We start from the raw sequence: 22,139 nt of genomic DNA, 5'->3' as shown, positions 1-22,139 counted from the left end.
GGCTACTCCTAAACCTTCTCTATCTCAATCAGGTTGGTATGCTGCGGGTTACCCTTGGCCAGCGGCGACGGGCGCTGGGTAGTGAGGGTATTGATGCAGCCGCCGTGATCAATCTTGTCCCCCGCCATATCGGCCTGGTGCCAAGCCCCCTGTCCGATGGCGGTGACGCCCGGCAGGATGCGCGGCGTGACCTTGGCGAAGATCCGGATTTCACCCCGGTCGTTAAATACCCGCACCCGATCGCCGTTATTGATATTTCGGGTTTGCGCGTCCAGCGGGTTGATCCAGACTTCCTGTGGACAGGCCGCCTGCAATACGTCGATGTTGCCGTAAGTAGAGTGAGTGCGCGCCTTATAGTGGAATCCGGCCAGCTGCAGCGGGAAACGTGAGCGCAGCGGATCGTTCCAGCCTTCGAAGGTGCTGGCATACACGGGCAGCGGGCTGATGACTTCGTCCGCTTTCAGTTCCCATGTGGCGGCGATGGCGGCCAGGGCGGTGGAATAAATTTCGATTTTGCCGGTAGGGGTCTTTAGCGGATGGGCCTGGGGGTCCTGGCGGAAATCCCTGTAGGCGACAAAATGTCCGTCCGGGTCACGGCGTTTATAAATCCCCTGGGCCTTCAACTGATCGTAAGAGGGCAGCAGGGGATCTTTCGCCAGCATCTTGCCGTAGAGAAACTGCAGCCATTCGGACTGGCTGCGCCCTTCGGTAAACTTCTGTTCGATGTCCGGCCCCAGCCGCTGCGCGATTCCTTTGGTTATCTCATAGATGGAGCAACGTTCGAATTTCGGCGTGGTGGAGGGCTGGCCGAAGATCAAATATCCCATATTGCCGGCATAGTCATTGGGCACGATATCTTCCTGTTCGGTGGTCATCATGTCCGGCAGCAGGATATCGGCATACTTCGCCGAAGAGGTCATAAAGTTTTCGATAACCACAATCATCTCGCAGTCCTGCTCGTTTTGCAGAATCTTGTGGGTACGGTTGATATCGGAGTGCTGGTTCACCAGGGTATTGCCGGCATAGTTCCAGATAAACTTAATGGGCACATCCAGCTTGGCCTTGCCTTTGACGCCGTCCTTCAGGGCGGTCATTTCCTTGCCGCGATAGATGGCGTCGGTCCACATGAATACCGGGATCTGGGTTTTAACCGGGTTTTTCAGCACCGGCATACGTTCGATGGTAATGGTGTAGGTGGATTCACGGGCGCCGCTGTTGCCGCCGTTGATACCCACATTGCCGGTGAGGATCGGCAGCATGGCGATGGCGCGCGCCGTCTGTTCGCCGTTGGCCTGCCGCTGGGGTCCCCATCCCTGGCAAATATAGGCCGGTTTGGCGCCGCCGATTTCACGAGCCAGCTTGATTATCTGATCCCGCGGGATGCCGGTGATTTTTTCCGCCCAGAACGGCGTTTTGGCGGTCTTATCGTCCCCTTGGCCTAAGATATAGGCTTTATAGTGGCCGTTGGCCGGTGCGCCGGCGGGCAGGGTTTTTTCGTCGTAACCGACGCAATAGGTATCGAGAAACGCCTGATCCACCAAATTCTCGGTAATCAACACCCAGGCGAGGGCCGAGACCAGCGCCGCGTCGGTGCCGGGGCGGATGGGAATCCATTGGTCCTCCCGCCCGGCGGCGGTATCGGTATAACGCGGGTCGATAACAATCATGCGGGCGTTGGAGCGTTCACGGGCCTGCTCCAGATGGTAAGTGATGCCGGCGCCGCTCATGCGGGTTTCCGCCGGGTTATTGCCGAACATCACCACCAGCTTGGTATTGACGATGTCCGAGGTGCTGTTGCCGTCGTTGCTGCCGTAGGTGTAAGGCATGGCGGCGCTGATCTGCGCCGTGCTGTAAGTGCCGTATTGCTGCAGGGAACCGCCGTAGCAGTTCATCAGCCGGGTCACCAGCGAGCCAGACGGGGAGGAGCGGGTAAAGTTGCCGCCGGTGATGCCCGATGAATAATGGATATACACCGCTTCGTTGCCGTAGTCTTTGACGATGCGTTTGAGATTATCGGCAATGGTATCCAGCGCCTCGTCCCAGCTGATGCGAACAAATTTGCCTTCACCACGCTTACCCACCCGTTTCATCGGATATTTAAGCCGGTCGGGATGGTTCATCCGGCGGCGTATGGATCGGCCTCGCAGGCAGGCGCGCACCTGGTGATCGCCATAAATATCCTGACCGGTGTTATCCGTCTCAACCCAGTAGACTTCGTTATCGCGGGTATGCAGACGCAGCGCGCAGCGGCTGCCGCAGTTCACCGAGCACATGCTCCAGACCGTCTTATCGTCTGCCCCGGCCGCCGGGATCGGGGCCATGGCGCTACGGGCGAATGTGAAGGGTAACTGCAGCGCGCTGCTGGCGATAAGCAGTCCTCCCGCCGCCATGCCGCCTTTCACCAGGCTGCGCCGGCTGATGCCCGACTCGGCCAGGGCGGTTAAAAGAAAGTTTTCCTTCATCTGCCATCCCCCGATATATTTTTATCATCCTGTCTGCCGGCGGCACGGATATACATAGTGTGCTTATGGTTCTTTGATGAATTACTTTTATGATGATGAATGAAAAATAATCAGCGAATATTGTTCTCGGACAATTTTGTTATAAAAACCCCGTTTTTTAAAAAGCAAAAAATATGATCCGTTAGGTAATTTATTATATAACGGTGCGATAAATGAGATGATTTATAAAGGCGGCACAGCCTTAACCCGAAAGCGATAACTGAATATTTCCTGTTAACAACGGGTTGGCTGTTTACCGGGGGAGGGTGGCTTCACAAGGCGAAGCGCATGCCGCTATACTGTATTTAATTACAGTATTCAGGCGAGCGCATCCATGTATGCCCTGGTAGACATCAATTCCTTTTACGCATCCTGCGAGACGGTATTCCGGCCGGAGCTGCGGGACCGGCCCGTCGTGGTGCTCAGTAATAACGACGGCTGTGTGATTGCCCGTTCGGCGGCGGCCAAACGGTTGGGTATCAATATGGCCGAGCCCTATTTCAAAATCCGCGAGCATCTTGCCCGCCACGGCGTGGCGGTCTTTTCCAGTAACTATGCCCTATATGCCGACATGTCCCAGCGTGTGATGACCCTCCTTGAGGAGATGGCGCCGGCGGTGGAAATCTACAGTATCGATGAAGCTTTCCTCGACCTCACCGGCGTCAGCGCGTGCGCCTCTTTGGAACAGTTCGGACGCGAGGTGCGGCAAACCCTGCTGCAGTGTACCAAGCTCACCTCCGGGGTGGGCATCGCCCCTAGCAAGACCCTGGCCAAACTGGCGAATCATGCGGCCAAGAAGTGGCGTAAGACCGGTGGGGTGGTGGACCTCTCCTCACCCCTGCGCCAACGCAGGTTAATGGCGCTGATGCCGGTGGAAGATGTGTGGGGCGTCGGGCGGCGCATGGGTAAAAAACTGCGGGCCATGGGCATTTGCACCGCGCTGCAGCTGGCGGATTCCCCGCCGGCGTTTATCAGGAAAAATTTCAGCGTGGTATTGGAGCGCACCGTCAGGGAACTGTGCGGCGAATCTTGCCTGGCGGTGGAGGAGGTGCCGGCGGTTAAGCAGCAGATTATCAGCAGCCGCAGCTTCAGTTCCCGTATCAGCCGCTATCAGGACATGCGCGAGGCGGTATGTGATTATGCCGGCCGGGCGGCGGAAAAATTGCGCGACGAGAAACAATATTGCCGGCAGGTATCGGTATTTATCCGCACCAGCCCCCATGCGCAGGGGGAGCTCTTTTACGGTAATCAAGCCACCGGCCTGATTACCATTCCCACCAATGATACCCGGGATATCATCGCCCAGGCGGTTCAATGCCTGGAGAGTATCTGGCTGGAGGATCAGCGCTATTTGAAAGCGGGCGTCGTGCTGGGGGATTTTTTTGATCAGGGGGTGGCGCAGCTCGGCTTATTTGATGACTACAAGCCGAGGGTAAACAGCGGGTCATTAATGAAGACGCTGGATAAACTGAATCGCGGCGGCGAAAACAGAATCTATTTCGCCGGCCAGGGCATCCGGCGGCAGTGGCAAATGAAACGGGAAATGCTGTCGCCGGCCTATACCACCCGATTAAAGGATTTGCTCCGGGTGTCGGTGTGATCGGCGGACGCCTTGGCAATGCCCCATGGCGCGGGGAAGCCATGCGTCGGACGGCATCAGGAATTCAACGCCTGCATAGATCGCAAAATGATGGTTTAGGCATATTTATTATTAGGGTTTGGCAACAAACAATGTCATACATTTTGCCCATACCTTGCTGTCGACAATTTGGATGTTAGCTATTACATCACCCCGCGCCGGCAAGACTTACCCGGAGAGCTTATGCAGCGTCCTTTTCATTTGATGGCCAAGCCCGCCAGCTATCAATGCAATTTAACCTGTGATTACTGTTTTTACCTTGAGAAAGAGCAGGGCGCCTTGAAAACCCAACGGCCACGGCGACACATGGACGATGAGGTGCTGACGTCCTACATCCGCCAGTATATCCAGTGCAGCCCCGGCGGGGAGGTGGAGTTCTCCTGGCAGGGCGGCGAGCCGACCCTGGCGGGTCTGGACTTTTACCAGCGGGTACTGGCCTTGCAGCGGCACTTTGCCGACGGCAAAGTCATACATAACAGTATCCAGACCAACGGCGTATTGATAAATGAGCAATCGGCGCGCTTTCTGGCGGAGAATGGGTTCCTGGTGGGCATCTCGGTGGACGGTCCGGCGCCCCTGCATGATAGGTATCGTAAGACCGCGGCGGGGAAATCAGTGTTTGACCGGGTTATCAATGCCATTTCGCTGCTGCAGAAATACCGGGTTGATTTTAATATCCTGACGGTGGTGAACAGCGCTACCGCCGAGGCTCCGCTGGAAATCTACCTGTTTTTGACCCGGGAACTGGGCGCGCGGTTTGTCCAGTTTATTCCGGTGGTGGAGCAAAGGTCCGCGTCGCGTCCCAGCGGGGAGTTGATTTATCCCCAGGCCTTGGGAGACCACGGGCTGACTCCCTGGTCGGTGAGCGGCGAGCAGTACGGCCGGTTTATCAACGCTGTTTTTGATTATTGGGTCAGGCACGATGTGGGCCGGGTGTATGTCCAGCTGTTTGATAACGCCCTGGCGGCCTGGACCGGTGAAAAGCCAAGCCTGTGCATCATGCAGCCCACCTGCGGCCATGGGCTGGTGGTGGAACAGAACGGCGATCTCTACAGCTGTGACCATTACGTCTATCCCGAGCATCGCCTGGGCAATATCAAGCGGGACCGGCTCGAAGAGGTGGTCTACGGCAAACAGCAAAAACGTTTCGGCATGCAAAAAGCCTCACTTCCCCCGGATTGCCAACGTTGTGAATACCGGTTCGCTTGCCGCGGCGGCTGCCCGAAACACCGGATTCATCAAGTGGATAACCATTGGCATAACCATCTGTGCGCCGGCTATAAAGCCATCTTCAGCCATATGGATCCCTACATGCGCTACATGGCCCGCCAGATTCAGCTGCGGCAGCCACCGGCCAATGTGATGGCGGCGGCGGCAACCATCAGCGGATCGCAAATGCCCCGCGCGCCAGGCACTCGCCGTTGATAAAAATTTCCACCACATGTTTACCGGCGTAATGCGTCCGGGTGGTGAAATTCCGGATTGTCTGGCTGCGGGTTATGGCTACCGTTTCATTAGGGGCCAGGGTCAAGGTCTTGAGCTTGAACACCTTGGCTGAGGTGGCGCCGGATTTTTTGACATAATGAACGGTATAGTCGATAACCAGCCGCTGCGGAAGGGCCGAGGTAGAACGCAGGCTGAAAGCCAGGACTACCGGTTCCCCCAGCGCCAGCGCCGCCGGAGTGACCGTGAAGGCTTCAACGCTGACCTGTGCCGCGCTGCCGGCCCCTACCAGACCCAATGCGCGGCGATCTCCCTGCTTGATCAGGGTGCGTAAGGCATGGCGGGCAATCCAGGCACTGGCGGGATCCTCCAGCGGCCAGCCCGCCAGGAGATCCATGACCCATTCCGGATGATCCTTGGTGATATCATTAAGGTGATTTGCCACGGACTTTCGCACGTATAGGCTGGGATCGGCGCGCAGGTTGTTCAGTATCCCGCGTACCGGCGAGGGATCGGCCCGCAGCGCTTCCAGACGAAAGGACCAGGGTAACCGCGGGCGGCTGCCTTCGCTGGCCAGCCGCCGGACGTGCTCGTTTTCATCCCGGGACCAGATTTCCAGCAGCGCCAGCCCGTGGGACATATCCTGGCGCAGGAAATGCCGCACCGCGAATTCCGACGAGCCGAAGGAGGTAAAAAAACGCAGCGCCTCCATAGACAGCTCATAGTCTTCCAGCCCGTACATTGCCACGTATTCCGGTAAAATCAACGTGACGAAGCCCCTGTCCAGACGGGGAGCGAGACGGCGCAAAATCTCCAGCGCCGCGGGGAATTCCGCCGGCAGGCCGTCGTGAAGACAAGCACTGACCCGGCGCAGCCGCGCCATCAGCGACAGTTCGTCCAGTCCGGCGGCGGCGGCGGACAAAAAACGCGCCTTGGGAAAATCCCCGTAAACGGACTCGGTTTGCGCGGCGATAAACTCCAGCCGCTGATGGTTGAAAATCTCTTTCAGCGCCGGGGCGCTTTGTTCGGACATTCCCTCTCTCCATCCGATGGCTGCGATACAGCAGGCTAATGAAAATTACCGCTAGCCGCAAGGGCGAAGAACCCGCCGGCCGGCCGCCGCGGAAGGCCGTCGTAACGCCGATGGGTTAACGTGGATGTCATAACGTATCCAAAGGTAACAAAACGTAATCTTGAATCAATTTTTATAACTTTTTTATTTGTTGCGCGTCAGCGCCGCCGTGGCCGGAATGAGGGCCGCCATGGGGGTAAAAGTCAGGATTATTAATCAGATAAACCGGAACCGTCACGGGCGGCCACTGGCACGGCCACTCAATCGCCGGGGGATCGCCATTGGCGGAGTTGCCCCTGGATGGCTACGATAATAAGCATGATCATAAATTTCAATAAAATGAGGAAACCGCACCATGACGGTTTCCATCAATTTTGCGGCCCGATTTCACGGCATAAGCCGTCGAACTCCGCACCGTAATATTCGCGGTTCAAACCAACCTTGTATTTTTCGCCTGCCGTCATCGGAAGCGGCGGGCTTTTGCCAAAGGATAACCCAGGGGTTTTGCACCATGCTTCGAACGAACCTTCACGTAGAGAAAAAAGAAACAGTGAGCATGACGACATCAGCGGAGCAGGGATTCTCCTTCAAGGTATTAACCATCAATACCCACAAAGGCTTTGCCGCGTTTAACCGGCGTTTCATCCTGCCGGAGCTGCGCGAAGCGGTACGTACCGTCGATCCCGATATCGTTTTTTTACAGGAGGTATTGGGAACCCATGAAAAACATTCGCGGCGGTTTGAAAATTGGCCGGTGGTGCCGCAATACGAATTTCTGGCCGATACCCTGTGGGCCGATTTTGCCTATGGCCGCAACGCGGTCTATCCCGACGGCGATCACGGCAACGCCCTGCTTTCCCGCTTTCCCATCGCCAGCTACCATAACCTGGATCTCTCGGTTGAGGGCACCGAGAAGCGCGGTATGCTGCATTGTATCCTCCAGGTGCCGGGCCGGGATATGCCGCTGCACATGATGTGCGTGCATTTAGGATTAAGGGAGCGGCATCGTCGTGCGCAGATGCTTCTCATAAGCAAACATATCGCCACCCTGCCCGAGGGCGCGCCGCTGGTGCTGGCAGGCGATTTCAACGACTGGCGCCAACAGGCCAATGCCCTGCTCGGCCGGGAGGCCGGTCTGGAAGAGGTGTTTACCAAAGCCTACGGCCGCCCGGCCAAGACATTTCCCGCCCGTTTTCCGGTATTGCGCCTGGATCGCATCTATGTCCGCAATGCCCGCATCAGCCGGCCCACTTCCCTGGCCAATCAGCCCTGGTCGCATCTGTCCGATCATGCCCCGTTGGCGGTGGAGATCTCGTTATGAATATGGAATGGCGTGACGGCAATAAAATCTCCCTGCTGGAAAACGGCGAGGAATTCTTCCCGCGGCTTTATGACCGGATAGGCCGGGCGGAAACGGAAGTGCTGCTGGAGACCTTTATCCTGTTCGAGGATAAGGTCGGCTTAGCACTGCAAGAGAATCTCATTGCCGCGGCGCGGCGCGGCGTTAAGGTGGAAGTCATGGTGGACGGTTACGGTTCGGCCAATCTTTCCGAGGGATATATCGCCGCCTTGACCACCGCCGGGGTTCGTTTCCGCTTTTTTGATCCCCGCCCGGCCTTTATGGGGATGCGCACCAATATGTTCCGCCGCCTGCACCGTAAAACGGTCGTCGTGGACGGACGCATTGCCTTTATCGGCGGTATTAACTTCTCCGCCGAGCATTACAGCGATTACGGCCCGCAGGCGAAACAGGATTATGCGGTAGAGCTGGAGGGGCCGGTGGTGGCGGATATTCACCGTTATACCCTGGAAACGCTGTACAGCGAGGCCCGGCAGCGCAACTGGTGGGGCCGACGCTCGAAACTGCCGGCCTATAACCGTCAGCCCGGCGATGCCCAGGCGCTGTTCGTCTATCGTGATAACGACGAACACGATACCGATATCGAGCGGCATTATCTCGATATGCTGCGCACCGCCAAGCAGGATGTGATCATCGCCAATGCCTATTTTTTCCCCGGCTACCGGCTGCTCAAGGAGATGCGTAACGCGGCGCGGCGGGGCGTACGGGTGAAATTGATCGTGCAGGGGGAGCCGGACATGCCCATCGTAAAGGTGGGGGCGCGGATGCTTTATAACTATCTGGTGCCGGAGGGGGTAATGATATATGAATATCTCCGCCGTCCACTGCACGGCAAAGTCGCCGTCAAGGACGACTATTGGGCCACCGTAGGATCCAGTAATCTCGATCCCCTGAGCCTGTCGCTGAACCTTGAAGCTAACGTGATGATTCACGACAGTCAGTTCAACCATACGCTGCGTAATAAACTCGATCGGTTAATCGCCGAGGACTGCCAGCTTATCGATGAAAGCCAGGTGCCGAAACAGACCTACTGGCATCTGGCGAAAAGCGTTTTGGTGTTCCATTTTTTACGGCATTTTCCGGCCTGGATCGGCTGGCTGCCGGCCCATACGCCGAAATTATCCCTGGTGCCGCCGCCGGTGCAGCCGGAAATTGAAACCCAGGACCGCGCCGAACCTGAAAACGAGGGCGCCAAGCCATGAAGCATGACGACTCTTCCCGCCGCCATGGGAGGCAGCCGAAACAAAAGCACGGGCGCTGGCCCGTAATAAAAAAAATGCTGACGGCGCTGTTTTTTATCGCCGTGGCGGTGTTGCTGGTGGTGTATGCGCGCAAGGTGGACTGGGGCGATGTCGCGCAGGCCATTACCCATTACAGCCGGCGATCGGTACTGATTGTGACGGGGCTGGTGGTGGTCAGCTATCTGCTGTACGGCATTTACGATCTCATCGGCCGCGCTTACTGCGGCCACAAACTGGCGGTGTCGCAGGTCATGCTGGTTTCTTTTATCTGTTATGCCTTTACGCTGACCCTGAGCACCTGGGTCGGCGGCATCGGCATGCGCTACCGGCTCTATTCCCGTCTCGGGCTGTCCAACAGCGCCATCACCCGCATATTCAGCCTGAGCCTCGCCACCAACTGGCTGGGGTATATTCTGTTGGCCGGCGTGGTCTGCGCCTTCGGCGTGATAAAGCTGCCGGGAAAATGGGATATCAGCGATATAGCGCTGTGGCTCATCGGCATCGGCTTATTGCTGTTTATCGCCGCTTATCTGTGGTGCTGCGCCTTTGCCAAACACCGCCGCTGGACCGTCAGGGGCCAGAAGCTGGTGCTGCCGTCGCTGCGCATGGCCGGCATGCAGTTGCTGGTGTCTTGTACCAACTGGATGGTGATGGCGGCCATTATCTATGTCCTGCTGAATAATAAAGCGGATTTCCCGCTGGTGCTCGGCGTATTGCTGGTAAGCAGCATTGCCGGGGTGATTGTGCATATTCCGGCGGGCATCGGGGTGCTGGAAGCGGTATTTGTCGCCATGCTCGGCGGCGAGCATCTTAGTCACGGCACCATTATCGCCGCCCTGCTGGCCTATCGCGCCATCTATTTTATCGCGCCGTTATTGCTGGCGATTGTGCTCTATTTCGGCTTGGAGAGCCGCGCCGATGCGCTGCGGGCGAAAACACCCTCACGGGACAAGAACGTGGGTCCCGATATAGCAGAGGACGGAGAATCCTAGACCGGTAAGGTTTTGAAAAGAACCGGTCCTATGAGGCTGGAGGAAAGAGTTCAAACCGGGCAGCGACGGCAAGGAAAACAATTTAAGCCTGCTGCCACATATGGATAAATGAATATTATCGGCGGGTATCGGAATTTATACACTGGCATAAAAAACTGCGCCGCCAAACTCCGGGGAAACACACAGGCGGTTGGGGCGCAGCTCTCAAGGCAGCTTTTAAAAAATCGGATTAATAATGGCGATGGTATCCGCCGCCGTCATGGCCGCCATGGCCCCGGCCCCACGGTCCACCCCAAATGCAGCCGCTTAAAGCAACGCTGAGCATAATAATCCCGAGGTAAGTTAAAATACGACGCATTGGCAAGCTCCAGTTAATTTATCATTACATACGCTGTAATGATTAACCTTAATGAATAATAGGTCAATGAGACTAACCGTAAAAATAGTTACTACAAATGTATCAAATTACGATTAATGACGGGAAAGGAAGCTCTTGAGGACAGAATAAACATACTCGCTATTTAGAAATAAGAAAAGGCTTAATTTAAATATTTATTTGTTTTTTCGGATTAGTCTATTTTAGCGGAATATTTCTGAAAAACACAGGCCGGAACGGCATAAAAAAAGCGTTTGCCAAACTATTAACAAACGCTTTTTAAATAGACCGTAACGCATGAAAAATGCGCCGCCGTTGTCGAGGGCTCATTATTCATACACAACCGACGTACTGTGCATATTCCGCTGGCCGGCAACAGAAGTCATCGGATAAGAACGGGTACCGTCAGGTACGGCTTTTTCATTCAACGCGCCATTGGCCGAGGAGGCCAGGACAGCGCTCGCGCTTACGGCGGTGTCTTGCGCCGGACCTGTCCCCTGGGTGGTTATCTGCATTGCGCTGCTGCCGAAAGATAACGCCCCCAAGACAATAGCCAGGCTTACTGCTTTTACCTTACGCATGGTGCTTACTCCTTACGGCAAAGATGACTATTTTCATCACGCCGCAAATTTATTAACATTCGATAAGTAAATGGTAGTACAGGGACACGGCAGGATCAAGTAAATAATATAATGATCGTTAAGATAAAACTTACCGCGTTGTTTTATCATATTTTTTTCTTGTACCCAGCAAGGTTGCCTCGCTGCCCGGTTAAGGTTGCGCGTTCCTTTGGCGTCCCGGTTGAGGCTCAGGCGCCATACCTGTCGAAACAGGCGGCCTGACCTTGGCGTTTGAAGAGGTGAGTTACGTTAAATTAAATTTTTATTAACGTTCGATAATTAAATAATAGTGGTAATTGTGACTGAGATCAACTAAAATTTTAACGATCGTTAATATTATTGTTATAATGTTGATTTGGGGAACGAAACGCCATTCTGTTTCGCTTGTTCGTTCTGTGCTTGAGATATGAAAACCAACGTCTGCAAGGAGCAACAATATAGTTACGATGCTAATGAATTACCCCATTTTTGTCATTTTGACAAAAAGTGGTTGTAATTTTTTTAACGATCATTAATTATATGGTGATGGCATTTTTTGCTAAGAGAGGACCTGATGAGTACTGAGCATGTTGTGTCCGCCAAAAAGGGACGCGGACGTCCAAAACAGTTCGATCGTGACGATGCGCTGGACAAGGCGCTTGAATTGTTTTGGCGCCATGGCTATGAAGCGACTTCGCTGGCCGACTTGGTTGAGGCAACAGGCGCGAAGGCACCGACACTGTACGGTGAATTCGGCAATAAAGAAGGGTTGTTCCGTGCGGCGGCTGAACGTTATATGACTAAATTCGCCGAACGGGGCAGGGCGCTGCTGACCAATCCGAACTGCACGGTGTCGGAGGCAACGGAAGATTTCATGCGCGATACCGCGGCGCTCTATACCGATAAAAACCTGCCGTCGGGCTGTTTTCTTATCTGTACGTCCGCGGCGCTTTCTTCACAATCGGACGATGTGGCGCAAATGCTGCGCGCACGCCATCATTTCCAGGAAAATATGCTGGCGGATTTCCTGCGGGCCCGGCAGGCCAAGGGAGATATCTCTCCCGCGGCCGATATTGCCACGCTGGCCAAGTACCTGATGTGTATTATGCAGGGCATGGCGGTGCAGGCCCGTGACGGGGCGACCCAGGAAGAGCTGGATAATATCGTTTCCACTCTGATGGCCGTCTGGCCGGAGCTCACCAGCGCCGGAAAGAATAAAGCCCCGGTAGCGGAAGAAGCCTGACACAGGCGATGAAAGGAAATCAGGCGCGGATGGCGGCGCTCTCACTCCGCCATCCTGGCCGGGGGGACCCCAAAGGTTCACACCGACCAGGCACTTAGGGCTGCACTCCTTCTCCATGCCAACCACCCCCTAACGCCACAATCAGCTGAACGCTGGCCACCCACTGGGTGCTGCGCAGGGACAGCAGATTTTGCTGCTGGGAGAGGCTGGTGTTCTGCGTCGTGGCGACATCGAGATAATCTATCATGCCGGCCTGGTATTGATTGTAGGTCACCCGGGCGGATTCCTGGGCCGATTCCGCGGCGCGCTGTTGGGCGGCGGTTTCCTCTGCCAAGGTCGATAATTCCACCAGATAATCCTCCACTTCCTGGAAAGCATCCAGCACCGATTGACGATAGCTGGCGACGCTTGCGTCATACGCCGCCTGCGCCTGCTCCACGCCGGCCTTGGTGGCGCCGAAATCCAGCAGGGTGCCGCTCAGTTCCGGCCCCAGCGACCAGACCCGGTTCGGCATGGAAATCAGGTTATGCAGCACTGAACTTTGGAAACCGCCGCTGGCGCTCAGGGTCAGGTCGGGATAATAGGCCGCCTGCGCCACGCCGATGGCGGCGTTGGCCGCCGCGACGTTACGCTCGGCGTAAGCGATATCGGGCCGCCGCTCCAGCAACTGCGCCGGCAATGCCACCGGTATGCGCGGCATGGCGGCGGTCAGGGGTGCGGCCGGCAGGCTGAACTGCGCCGGCGCTTTGCCCATCAATACCGCGATGGCATGTTCCAACTGCGCGCGCTGCCATTGCAGATCCAGCGCCGAGGCGCGGGCGCTCTCCAGCTGGGTTTGCGCCTGGGCCAGGGTGGCGCGCGACTCGCTGCCGGCCCGGTATTTATTGTCTATGATCTGAAGGTAGCGCTGATAAGCCTCGACGCTTTGCTGATAGAGGGCGATTTGCTGATCCATAACCCGCAACTGGAAATAATCCTGCGCCAATTCCGACTGGGCGCTCAGGGTGATGTTGGCCAGTTCGGCGGCGCTGGCCTGCGCGCTGGCCTGATTCTCTTCCAGCGTGCGGCGCAGTTTACCCCAGATATCCAGCTCCCAGCTGGCGCTGACCTCGGCGTTATGGGTGGCGGCGGCGCTGCCGGCGGTACCGCTGCGGGTGCTGGACGCGGTGCCGGTTACCGTGGGATAAAGATTGGCCCGCGAGGCGGCGCTCAATGCCCGCGCCTGCCGGTACAGCGCTTCATACTGCGCCACGTTCTGATTGGAGATCTTCACCTGGCTCAGCAACCCGGACAGGACCGGATCCCGATAGACTCCCCACCACTCTCCCTTGTCCGCCTGATCCTGCGGCACCGCCTGCGTCCAGCCCTTGGCCTGTTTGAACTGTGCCGGCGTCTGGACCGTTGGGCGTCGGTAATCCGGCCCTACCATACAACCGGTGAGGCAACCGGCCATTAAGAGCACGGCGGTCAAAGGGAGCAGCTTCATGGCGGGCAGTCCGCGTTTCTTTAGCATAATTCCATCGTCATTATCAGGTTAAACCGCGTCGCGCTTAGCATAGCGCCGCCAGACTCGTCGGCTGCCTCGGCTCAGGCGATCCATATAGAGATACACTACCGGCGTGGTGAACAGGGTCAGCAGCTGGCTTAACGCCAGGCCGCCGGCAATGGCCATCCCCAGCGGGCTGCGCAGAGCGGCATCGCCGCCGCCGCCCAGCGCCAGCGGCAAGGCGCCGAAAAAAGCCGCCAGAGTGGTCATCATGATGGGTCGAAAACGCATCAGGCAGGCTTGGGTAATAGCCTGCTGCGGAGTAAGCCCTTGCTTACGTTCCGCCGCCAGCGCGAAATCTATCATCATAATGGCGTTTTTCTTCACAATGCCGATGAGCAGTAAAATACCGATCAGGGCGATAACCGTCAGCTGCGTGCCGGTGATGAGCAATAACAGCAGCGCCCCCAAGCCGGCTGAGGGCAGGGTGGAAAGAATGGTCAGGGGATGGATATAGCTCTCATAAAGCATGCCCAGCACGATATACACCGCCGCCAGGGCCGCGAGAATCAGCCAGGGCATCGAGGCGGCCAGCGACGTAAAGGCCTTGGCGGTGCCCTGGAAACCGGACTGGATGGTATCCGGCAGGCCGATTTGCGCCATGGCGGTTTTGATAAGGGCCTGCGCCTGCTCCAGCGACACGCCGTCCGCCAGGTTGAACGCCACCGTACTGGTGGCGGATTGCCCCTGGTGCGCCACCGATAAAGGCGTATTGGCGCCGCTGAAGCTGGCGAAAGCGGACAGGGGAATCTGTTTGCCGTCGTTGTTCACCACCAGCAGATCGTTGAGGACCGACGGGTCGGCGGTAAAATCGCTGTCCAGGGTCATCACCACATGGTATTGGTTCAACGTCTTATAGCGGGTGGCGATTTGCCGCTGGCTGAAGGCATTGTTCAACATGGTATCCAGCATCTTGACGTCCACCCCCAGCCGGGTGGCTTTATCGCGATCGATGTTGAGCATCACTTCCTGGCCGCCGGTTTGGGCATCGCTGTCCACGCCGGTGAGCTGCGGGATTTTTTCCAGCGCCGCCTCTACCTTGGGCGTCCAGATTCGCAGCAAGGACAGGTCGTCCGCCTGCAGGCTGTACTGATACAAGGCGTTGGCGCTGCGCCCGCCTACGCGTAAATCCTGCGCCGGCATCAAAAACAGCTGTACGCCCGCCTGGTTGCGGGTTTTGGCGCTCAGCCTGTTCGCCACCTGCGTGGCATCGGCGTCCCGCTGGCTGAAGTCTTTCAAATGCACGAAAAAATTGGCGGTATTACGCGATCCGAAGCCGCCGCTGCCCATGGATGCCAGCACGCCGTCCACCGCCGGATCCTGCTGTACCAGCTTAGAGAACTCCGCCAGCTTGGGTTTCATTTGCTGGAACGACACGTTTTGGTCGGCGCGCAGCATGCCCATCAGCAAACCGGTATCCTGGTTGGGGAAAAAGCCTTTCTGTACCACGGTGTACAGGAAGATATTCAATACGATGGTGAGCAGCAGTGTCAGCAGCGTGAATCCCTGATGGCGCATCACCCAGGCCAGCCCCAGCGAATAGCCCGCCAGCATCCGCGCCAGGCCCCGTTCGATCAGCAGATAAATGCGGGGCGGCCGGCGGGTGGGCGGGGCCTTGCGCTTGAGCAGGCGCGAGCACAGCATCGGCGTCAGGCTCAGGGACAGCAGCATGGAAATCAGCAGCGAGACGGTGAGGGTAATGGCAAATTCCCGGAACAGCCGCCCGACGATACTGCCCATCAGCAAGATGGGAATAAACACCGCCACCAGCGACACCGTCATGGCCAGCACGGTAAAACTCACCTCTTTCGCCCCTTTCAGGGAGGCCCGTACCGGACCGAGCCCTTCCTCGATATAGCGGGTGATATTCTCCAGTACCACGATGGCGTCATCCACCACAAAACCGGTGGAGATAATCAGCGCCATCAGCGACAGGTTATCCAGGCTATAGCCCAGCAGGTACATCACCGCGCAGGTGCCGATCAGCGACACCGGCAGCGCCAGCGCGGGGATTATCACCGCCTGCAGGTTGCGCAGAAAGATGAATACCACGCCTATCACCAGTGCGATGGCGATCAGCAGCGTTTCTTCGGTGGCGCGCAGGGATGAGCGAATCGTCGGCGAGCGATCGATGACGATATTCAGGCTGACGTCGCCGGGCAGGGTGGCGGCCAAGGCCGGCACCCTGGCCTTGATGGCGTCGATGGTTTCCAACATGTTGGCGCCGGCCTGGCGGGTAACGCCTATCATCACCGCCGGGGTCTGGTTGTAAAAACCGACGTTGTATTTGTCTTCCACCGAGTCGTAGACATTGGCCACATCCCCCAGCCGCACGGCCTGGCCGTCCCGGTAGCTGACAATCAGCGCGCGGTAGTCCCGGGCCTGATCCAGCTGGCCGTTGCCGTCCACCAGCCAGGATTGGTGATCCCCTTCCAGCATTCCCTTAGGCAGATTGGTGGTGCTGTCGGCAATGGCGCTGCGTATGCTGTCCAGGGAGAGGCCGAAATGGGTGATCATCTGCGGCCGTAAATCGATACGCACCGCCGGCAGCGAGCTGCCCACCACCGAGACCTGGCCGACGCCGTCCACCTGGGCGATTTTCTGCTGGATCTGGCTCGAGGCCAAATCGTACAGTTCGCCGCTGCTGCGGGTGGTGGAGGTCAGCGCCAGCATCACGATGGGCGCATCGGACGGATTGGCCTTGCGGTAGGTGGGAAGCGAGGGCATGCTGCTGGGCAGCAGGCTGCGCGCGGCATTAATGGCCGCCTGCACATCCCGCGCCGCGCCGTTGATATCCCGGTCAAGATCGAACTGCAAAATGACGTTGGTGGAGCTCTGGGAACTGTTGGAAGTCATTTCGCTGACGCCGGCGATCTGTCCCAGCGCGCGTTCCAGCGGGGTGGCCACCGTGGCGGCCATCGTCTCCGGACTGGCGCCGGGCAGGCTGGCGCTGACCATAATGGTGGGAAAATCCACCTGCGGCAGCGGCGCCACCGGCAACAGCCGGTAGCCCAGAATGCCCAGCAGCAGGATGCCCGCGGTCAGCAGCAGGGTGGCCACCGGCCGGAAGATAAATACCCTGGAAATATTCATTAGCGCGCCTGCCGGCCGAACCGCTGCCATACCTGCCGGCTGCGCTGGGACAACCGGTCAAATCCCAGATAGATAACCGGCGTGGAGAACAGGGTCAGCACCTGGCTGAATATCAGGCCGCCGACGATCACCAGCCCCAGCGGCCGCCTGAGCTCCGCCCCCGACCCATGGGCCAGCATCAGCGGCAGGGCCCCCAGCAGGGCCGCCATGGTGGTCATCATGATGGGACGAAAGCGCAGCAGGCAGGCCTGGTGAATGGCGTCACGGGGGGAGAGATGCTGTTTGTGCTCCGCTTCAAGGGCGAAGTCTATCATCATGATGGCGTTCTTTTTCACAATGCCTATCAGCAAAATGACGCCGATTAACGCAATCAGGCTGAACTCGGTATTGGCGAACAGCAACGTCAGCAGGGCGCCCACCGCCGCCGAGGGCAGGGTGGATAAAATGGTTACCGGGTGGATAAAGCTTTCATAAAGGATGCCCAGCACCACATACATAGTCAGCAGCGCCGCCAGAATAAGCCATAGCGTATTGTCGGTGGAGCTTTGGAACGCCGAGGCCTCCCCCTGGTAACGCAGGGTAATGGTGTCAGGCAGCTTCATCTGCTTGCTGACGCTGGCGATGGCCTTTTGGGCATCCTCCAGCGTATAACCGTCCCGCAGATTAAACGAGAGCGTGACCGCCGGGAATTGATTAAGCCGGGCATACACCAGCGAACCGGTGCGCAGGTGCACATGGGCAATGGAGGTGAGCTTCACCATGCCGGTGGTGGTGGAAGAGGAACCGGAATCGTTGGTGGTGCTGCTGCTCGTGCTGCTGGAAGATGTGGAGCTGCCGGAGGTACTTGACGTGCTGGTGCTGCTGGAAGAATCGGTGCTGCTGGTGGAACCGGCGGCCAGATAGATATCGTCCAGCGACGCTGGCGACTGCTGGAATTTCGGTTCAACTTCCAGCACCACGCGATATTGATTGGCTTGGGTAAATATGGTGGACACCAGCCGTTGCCCAAAGGAGTTGTACAGCGCGGTATCCACATCGGCGGCGGTAATGCCGTAACGGGCCGCCTCATCGCGGTTCAGCTCCACATACGCCACCTGACCCTGGTCTTGCAGATTGCTCACTACGTCGCTGAACTCCGGCCGCCCTTGCAATGCCGCTACCATTTTGGGCGTCCAGGTCACCAGATTTTCGCTGTCGGCATCATCAAGAGTGAACTGATACTGGCTGGGGGTGACCTGATCGTTCACCGTAAGATCCTGGGACGATTGCAGATAATGCCGGATGCCGGCGACGTTTTGAGCGGCGGTGGAGAGCTGTTGAATGATCTCCGTTGCCCGCAGGTCCCTATCGGAGAACGGTTTGAGATTGATCTGCAGCCGCCCGCTGTTCAGGCTGGTATTGTTGCCGTCGATGCCGATGGTGGACGAGATGCTTTCCACCGAGGGATTTTTCAGGATAACGTCCGCCAGCCGCTGCTGGCGCGTGGCCATTTCCTTAAATGAGACATCCTGGGAGGCGATAGTGATGCCTTGGATAAGCCCGGTGTCTTCGGTAGGGAAAAATCCTTTCGGCACGATAACATACAGCAGCGCGGTAAACAGCAGGGTCGCCAGGGCCACCAGCAGGGTGAGGGTCTGGTGATCCAGCACAATGGACAGCAGGCGATCGTAACCGGCAATCAGCTTATCGAAAATTTGCCCGCCCTTGCGGTTGAACCTGCTCTGCCGCTCCTCCGGAATATGATGCAGCAGATAGCCGCACAGCATTGGCGTCAGGGTCAGCGACACCACCATGGATACCAGGATCGATACCGCAAGGGTAATGGCGAACTCCCGGAACAGGCGCCCCACCACGTCCCCCATGAACAGCAGCGGGATCAGCACGGCGATCAGGGAAAACGTCAGTGAAATAATGGTAAAGCCGATTTGCGCCGAGCCATTAAGGGCGGCCTGCATCGGCGTCTCCCCGTCTTCCAGCCGGCGCGAGATATTCTCCACCACCACTATCGCATCGTCTATGACAAAGCCGGTGGCGACGGTCAGGGCCATCAGCGACAGGTTATTCAGGCTAAAGCCCGCCAGATACATGACGCCGAACGTCCCCACCAGGGACAGCGGCACGGCGATGCTGGGAATCAGGGTGGCGGCCAGGTTGCGCAGGAACAGGAACGTTACCATTACCACCAAGGCTATCGACAGCAGCAATTCGAACTGTACATCGCTGATGGAGGCGCGGATGGTCTGGGTCTGATCGGATAAAACCGTGACCTTGACCCCGTCCGGCAACGCCGCCTGCAGGGTGGGAAGCTGCGCTTTGATGGCATCCACCACCGATATCACGTTGGCGCCGGGCTGCCGCTGGACGCTGATGATAATGGCCGGCTGCCGGTTTGCCCAGGCGGACTGGTAAATGTTCTCTTCCGCCTCATCGATCTGCGCGATATCCCGCAGGCGCAGAGCGGCGCCGTTCTGATACGAAAGGATCAAATCGCCGTATTGCGCCGCGGTGCGCAGCTGATCGTTGGCATCAATGGTAATGGAGTGGTGCTTGCCGTCGAATCCCCCTTTGGAACCGTTGACATTGCTGTTGCCAATCAGGGTATTGACGTCTTCCAGCGTCAGGTTGCGCGCCGCCAGGGCCCGGGGATCCATCCGCACCCGAATCGCCGGCTGATGGCCGCCGGCCAGCGTCACCATGCCGACCCCGGAAATCTGCGACAGCTTCAGCGCGATGCGGGTATTCACCAGATCCTGTACCTTTATCAACGGCAAGGTATCGGATGTGGCCGCCAGGGTAATCACCGCGGTATCCGCCGGATTGACCTTCTTATAGGTGGGCGGATTGGGCAAATCGTCCGGCAGCAGGCTATTGGCGGCGTTGATGGCTGCCTGTACTTCCTGTTCCGCCACATCAAGTGATAAATCCAGCGAAAATTTCAGGGTGATGGTGGACGCGCCGCCGGAGCTGGCGGAATACATCTGGCTAAGGCCGGCCATCTGGCCCAGTTGCCGCTCCAGCGGAGCGGTAACCGCAGACGCCATCACATCCGGACTGGCGCCGGGATAAAGCGTGGTGACCTGGATGGTGGGATAATCCACCTGCGGCAATGCGGAGGTGGGCAGCAGCCGATAGGCGAAAATACCGGCTATCAGCACGCCGATCATCAACAGGATAGTGGCGACCGGACGCTCAATAAACAGACGGGATGGATTCATTGCGCGGTCACGCTTTTATTCTGGATCGCCTTATGCTCCGGGGAGCCGGCGGCATCCCGGGCTTTTTCCGGGACCGGCGCGGCGGTGCCCACCGGTGCGCTGTTCACCACCGACACTTTGCTGCCGGTCTTCAAACGATCAATACCTTCGGTCACCACGCGGTCATCAGGCGCCACACCGGAAAGAATGGCCTGCATATCGTCGCCGAAGGTCGGCCCGGTCTTCACCGCCTGGCGCGCCACGGTATTGTCGGGTTGGATGACATAGACAAAATCGCCGTCGCTGCTCAGTTGCAACGCCTGGGCGGGAATCACCGTCGCCTTTGCCAGCGTGCCGGTTTGTAAGCGGATATTTACGAACTGGTTAGGGTAGAGGCGCTCGTCTTTATTATCAAAAATCGCCTTCAGCTTGATACTGCCGGTATCGCTGTCGATCTGATTGCTGATAAAGTTAAGCTTGCCCTGGGCTAATACCGTCACGCCGTCCTGATCTATGGCGGTGGCGGGCAGGCCGTTGCCCTGGCGGAGCGCCTGGAGCAATGTCTGCAAATAGACCTGCGGCACGCTGAAGGTTGCCGCGATGGGCTGGGTTTGGGTAATGGTCACAATCCCCGTGGTATCGCTGCTGTGCACCATATTGCCGGGGTCCACCAAACGCAGGCCCGCCCGGCCGGACAGGGGCGCGGTAATGCGGGCATACTCGAGATCAAGCTTGGCGGCATCAATCTGCGCCTGGTCGGCTTTGATGGCGCCGAGGTATTGGCCCACGGTGGCGGTCTGGGTATCCAAATCCTGCCGGGCCAGGGAGTCCTGCGCGTACAGGGTTTTGTAGCGCGCCAGTGTCAGCTGGGCGCTTTTCAGCAGGGCCTGGTTTTGCGCCAGGGAGCCCTGGTATTGCTCAAGGGTGGCCTGATAGCTGCGCGGATCGATTTGGGCCAACAGCTGCCCTTTGGCCACCTGTTGGCCTTCGGTGAAATAGACCGCCATCAATTGGCCGTCCACCCGGCTGGTGACGGTGACCGTGGCATTGGCCACCACCGTGCCAAGCGCGGAAAGGTACTCCGGCACATCCGCTTGCCGCGCCACGCCGCTATGCACCGGCGTGGCGAGGTCCATACCCGGTTTGCCGCGTCCATCCCCTGCGGCGTGACGAAAGAAAAAGTAATACACCAGAAATACGATAAGCAATACCAGGACTAACAGCAGTATGACGTTACGCCATTTAATTTTGGAGGCTGAATGGGTTTTCATGCGATACGGGCGGCCAAAGGTGATGATCATAAGATAAATGATTCAATAAGGATAAAGTATTTTACTCATAGTTACTGTAAAAGTTTTGACAAAAACCATTTCACTTATCTTCGATTAAGGGCGACCAGACGGGTTTTCCCTGCGAGTTTGCGATGGTAGCGGGTGAAAAACTGTAAAAAAATTGTCAGGCATCTATAAATGGGATGAATTAATTTCCAAGTTTATTTGGTGCAATGTGCATAATGAAATCAAGATTATTATCAGGCAGCGGTAGGAACCCAAGAACGACAAGATTCGTAATGATTTGATATTAATAGTTTATTTTTGCAATTTCCTGTTGTCCTCATTCCATTTAGTCCCTTGTTTATGAAGATATTTTTTTAGCAGGTCATATTTTTCCTTTCGTAAAACGGCGTTTAAATCATCAATGTGATTTGTTTCATAAAAGTTAAAAATGTTAAAATAATGATTATTTATGCGGATTTAATGTTTATTCCGGCCGTGGTTTATTCCGAAATATCTCCCCTTCCCCGTTCCGGCAACGTCGGATGCCATAACTTTACACATCG

13 protein-coding genes are annotated in these 22,139 nt (G+C 57.1%); 6 read left to right on the top strand and 7 right to left on the bottom strand.

The genetic code is table 11. The features are described 5' to 3' along the window. Positions 1-8 precede the first annotated feature (8 nt). Positions 9-2,462, bottom strand: coding sequence for a DmsA/YnfE/YnfF family dimethyl sulfoxide reductase (locus ACL2XJ_RS04335; protein WP_413725748.1), 2,454 nt, complete (start codon positions 2,460-2,462; stop codon positions 9-11). A gap of 373 nt (positions 2,463-2,835) precedes the next feature. Here ACL2XJ_RS04335 and umuC point away from each other — a divergent pair, with 373 nt between their 5' ends. Both umuC and ACL2XJ_RS04325 read left to right on the top strand, forming a co-directional pair. After that, the gene (umuC, locus tag ACL2XJ_RS04330; RefSeq protein ID WP_413725747.1) at positions 2,836-4,101 is read left to right on the top strand and encodes a translesion error-prone DNA polymerase V subunit UmuC; all 1,266 of its coding nucleotides are present in this window, start codon (positions 2,836-2,838) and stop codon (positions 4,099-4,101) included. A 222-nt stretch (positions 4,102-4,323) separates the two neighbouring features. Then, complete coding sequence (locus ACL2XJ_RS04325; protein WP_413725746.1) at positions 4,324-5,565, top strand: anaerobic sulfatase maturase; 1,242 nt, start codon at positions 4,324-4,326, stop codon at positions 5,563-5,565. On the opposite strand, the gene ACL2XJ_RS04320 is transcribed toward ACL2XJ_RS04325, so the two are convergent. Then, a complete protein-coding gene (locus ACL2XJ_RS04320) occupies positions 5,522-6,616 on the bottom strand; it encodes a DNA alkylation repair protein (RefSeq protein WP_413725745.1) in 1,095 nt (364 codons plus the stop codon). The genes ACL2XJ_RS04325 and ACL2XJ_RS04320 overlap by 44 nt on opposite strands. 595 nt (positions 6,617-7,211) lie before the next feature. Here ACL2XJ_RS04320 and ACL2XJ_RS04315 point away from each other — a divergent pair. From ACL2XJ_RS04315 to ACL2XJ_RS04305, 3 genes are read left to right on the top strand one after another with little or no spacing between them, the layout of a single operon-like run. Further along, entirely contained in the window at positions 7,212-7,976 is a 765-nt protein-coding gene (locus ACL2XJ_RS04315; protein ID WP_413725744.1) for an endonuclease/exonuclease/phosphatase family protein, read from the top strand. After that, the gene (gene clsB, locus ACL2XJ_RS04310) at positions 7,973-9,217 is read left to right on the top strand and encodes a cardiolipin synthase ClsB (protein ID WP_203520905.1); all 1,245 of its coding nucleotides are present in this window, start codon (positions 7,973-7,975) and stop codon (positions 9,215-9,217) included. The genes ACL2XJ_RS04315 and clsB overlap by 4 nt, the downstream gene beginning before the upstream one ends. Further along, complete coding sequence (locus tag ACL2XJ_RS04305) at positions 9,214-10,248, top strand: lysylphosphatidylglycerol synthase domain-containing protein (RefSeq protein ID WP_413725743.1); 1,035 nt, start codon at positions 9,214-9,216, stop codon at positions 10,246-10,248. The genes clsB and ACL2XJ_RS04305 overlap by 4 nt, the downstream gene beginning before the upstream one ends. A gap of 705 nt (positions 10,249-10,953) precedes the next feature. Here the strand turns inward: ACL2XJ_RS04305 and ACL2XJ_RS04300 are convergent. Then, a complete protein-coding gene (locus tag ACL2XJ_RS04300; RefSeq protein WP_132925274.1) occupies positions 10,954-11,205 on the bottom strand; it encodes a hypothetical protein in 252 nt (83 codons plus the stop codon). Between the two features lie 592 nt (positions 11,206-11,797). Here ACL2XJ_RS04300 and ACL2XJ_RS04295 point away from each other — a divergent pair. Continuing rightward, on the top strand, positions 11,798-12,466 hold the full coding sequence (locus ACL2XJ_RS04295; protein WP_132925276.1) for a TetR/AcrR family transcriptional regulator: 669 nt from the start codon (positions 11,798-11,800) through the stop codon (positions 12,464-12,466). A gap of 94 nt (positions 12,467-12,560) precedes the next feature. On the opposite strand, the gene ACL2XJ_RS04290 is transcribed toward ACL2XJ_RS04295, so the two are convergent. From ACL2XJ_RS04290 to ACL2XJ_RS04275, 4 genes are read right to left on the bottom strand one after another with little or no spacing between them, the layout of a single operon-like run. Continuing rightward, on the bottom strand, positions 12,561-13,952 hold the full coding sequence (locus tag ACL2XJ_RS04290; RefSeq protein ID WP_413726847.1) for an efflux transporter outer membrane subunit: 1,392 nt from the start codon (positions 13,950-13,952) through the stop codon (positions 12,561-12,563). Positions 13,953-14,000: 48 nt separating this feature from the next. Further along, positions 14,001-17,105 carry an efflux RND transporter permease subunit gene (locus tag ACL2XJ_RS04285; RefSeq protein WP_413725742.1) on the bottom strand — a complete coding sequence of 1,035 codons (3,105 nt, stop codon included), beginning with the start codon at positions 17,103-17,105 and terminating at the stop codon, positions 14,001-14,003. Continuing rightward, on the bottom strand, positions 17,105-20,320 hold the full coding sequence (locus tag ACL2XJ_RS04280; RefSeq protein ID WP_413725741.1) for an efflux RND transporter permease subunit: 3,216 nt from the start codon (positions 20,318-20,320) through the stop codon (positions 17,105-17,107). Before ACL2XJ_RS04280 ends, ACL2XJ_RS04285 begins: the two co-directional genes overlap by 1 nt. Then, the gene (locus tag ACL2XJ_RS04275) at positions 20,317-21,600 is read right to left on the bottom strand and encodes an MdtA/MuxA family multidrug efflux RND transporter periplasmic adaptor subunit (protein ID WP_413725740.1); all 1,284 of its coding nucleotides are present in this window, start codon (positions 21,598-21,600) and stop codon (positions 20,317-20,319) included. Before ACL2XJ_RS04275 ends, ACL2XJ_RS04280 begins: the two co-directional genes overlap by 4 nt. Between the last annotated feature and the right edge of the window lie 539 nt (positions 21,601-22,139).

It is taken from the genome of Sodalis sp. RH16 (assembly GCF_047324245.1).
Classification (GTDB): Bacteria; Pseudomonadota; Gammaproteobacteria; order Enterobacterales; family Enterobacteriaceae; genus Acerihabitans; species Acerihabitans ligni.
The sequence above is the reverse complement of the archived record's forward strand: the minus strand, read 5'-3'. Positions and strand labels throughout refer to the sequence as shown.

Bases quoted from the DNA above. Each gene is read 5' to 3' on its own strand.
- ACL2XJ_RS04275 (WP_413725740.1), bottom strand. From the start codon at position 21,600: ATGATCATCACCTTTGGCCGCCCGTATCGCATGAAAACCCATTCAGCC.
- ACL2XJ_RS04305 (WP_413725743.1), top strand. From the start codon at position 9,214: ATGAAGCATGACGACTCTTCCCGCCGCCATGGGAGGCAGCCGAAACAA.
- umuC (WP_413725747.1), top strand. From the start codon at position 2,836: ATGTATGCCCTGGTAGACATCAATTCCTTTTACGCATCCTGCGAGACG.
- ACL2XJ_RS04325 (WP_413725746.1), top strand. From the start codon at position 4,324: ATGCAGCGTCCTTTTCATTTGATGGCCAAGCCCGCCAGCTATCAATGC.
- ACL2XJ_RS04290 (WP_413726847.1), bottom strand. From the start codon at position 13,952: ATGAAGCTGCTCCCTTTGACCGCCGTGCTCTTAATGGCCGGTTGCCTC.
- ACL2XJ_RS04300 (WP_132925274.1), bottom strand. From the start codon at position 11,205: ATGCGTAAGGTAAAAGCAGTAAGCCTGGCTATTGTCTTGGGGGCGTTA.
- clsB (WP_203520905.1), top strand. From the start codon at position 7,973: ATGAATATGGAATGGCGTGACGGCAATAAAATCTCCCTGCTGGAAAAC.
- ACL2XJ_RS04320 (WP_413725745.1), bottom strand. From the start codon at position 6,616: ATGTCCGAACAAAGCGCCCCGGCGCTGAAAGAGATTTTCAACCATCAG.
- ACL2XJ_RS04280 (WP_413725741.1), bottom strand. From the start codon at position 20,320: ATGAATCCATCCCGTCTGTTTATTGAGCGTCCGGTCGCCACTATCCTG.
- ACL2XJ_RS04335 (WP_413725748.1), bottom strand. From the start codon at position 2,462: ATGAAGGAAAACTTTCTTTTAACCGCCCTGGCCGAGTCGGGCATCAGC.
- ACL2XJ_RS04295 (WP_132925276.1), top strand. From the start codon at position 11,798: ATGAGTACTGAGCATGTTGTGTCCGCCAAAAAGGGACGCGGACGTCCA.
- ACL2XJ_RS04315 (WP_413725744.1), top strand. From the start codon at position 7,212: ATGACGACATCAGCGGAGCAGGGATTCTCCTTCAAGGTATTAACCATC.
- ACL2XJ_RS04285 (WP_413725742.1), bottom strand. From the start codon at position 17,105: ATGAATATTTCCAGGGTATTTATCTTCCGGCCGGTGGCCACCCTGCTG.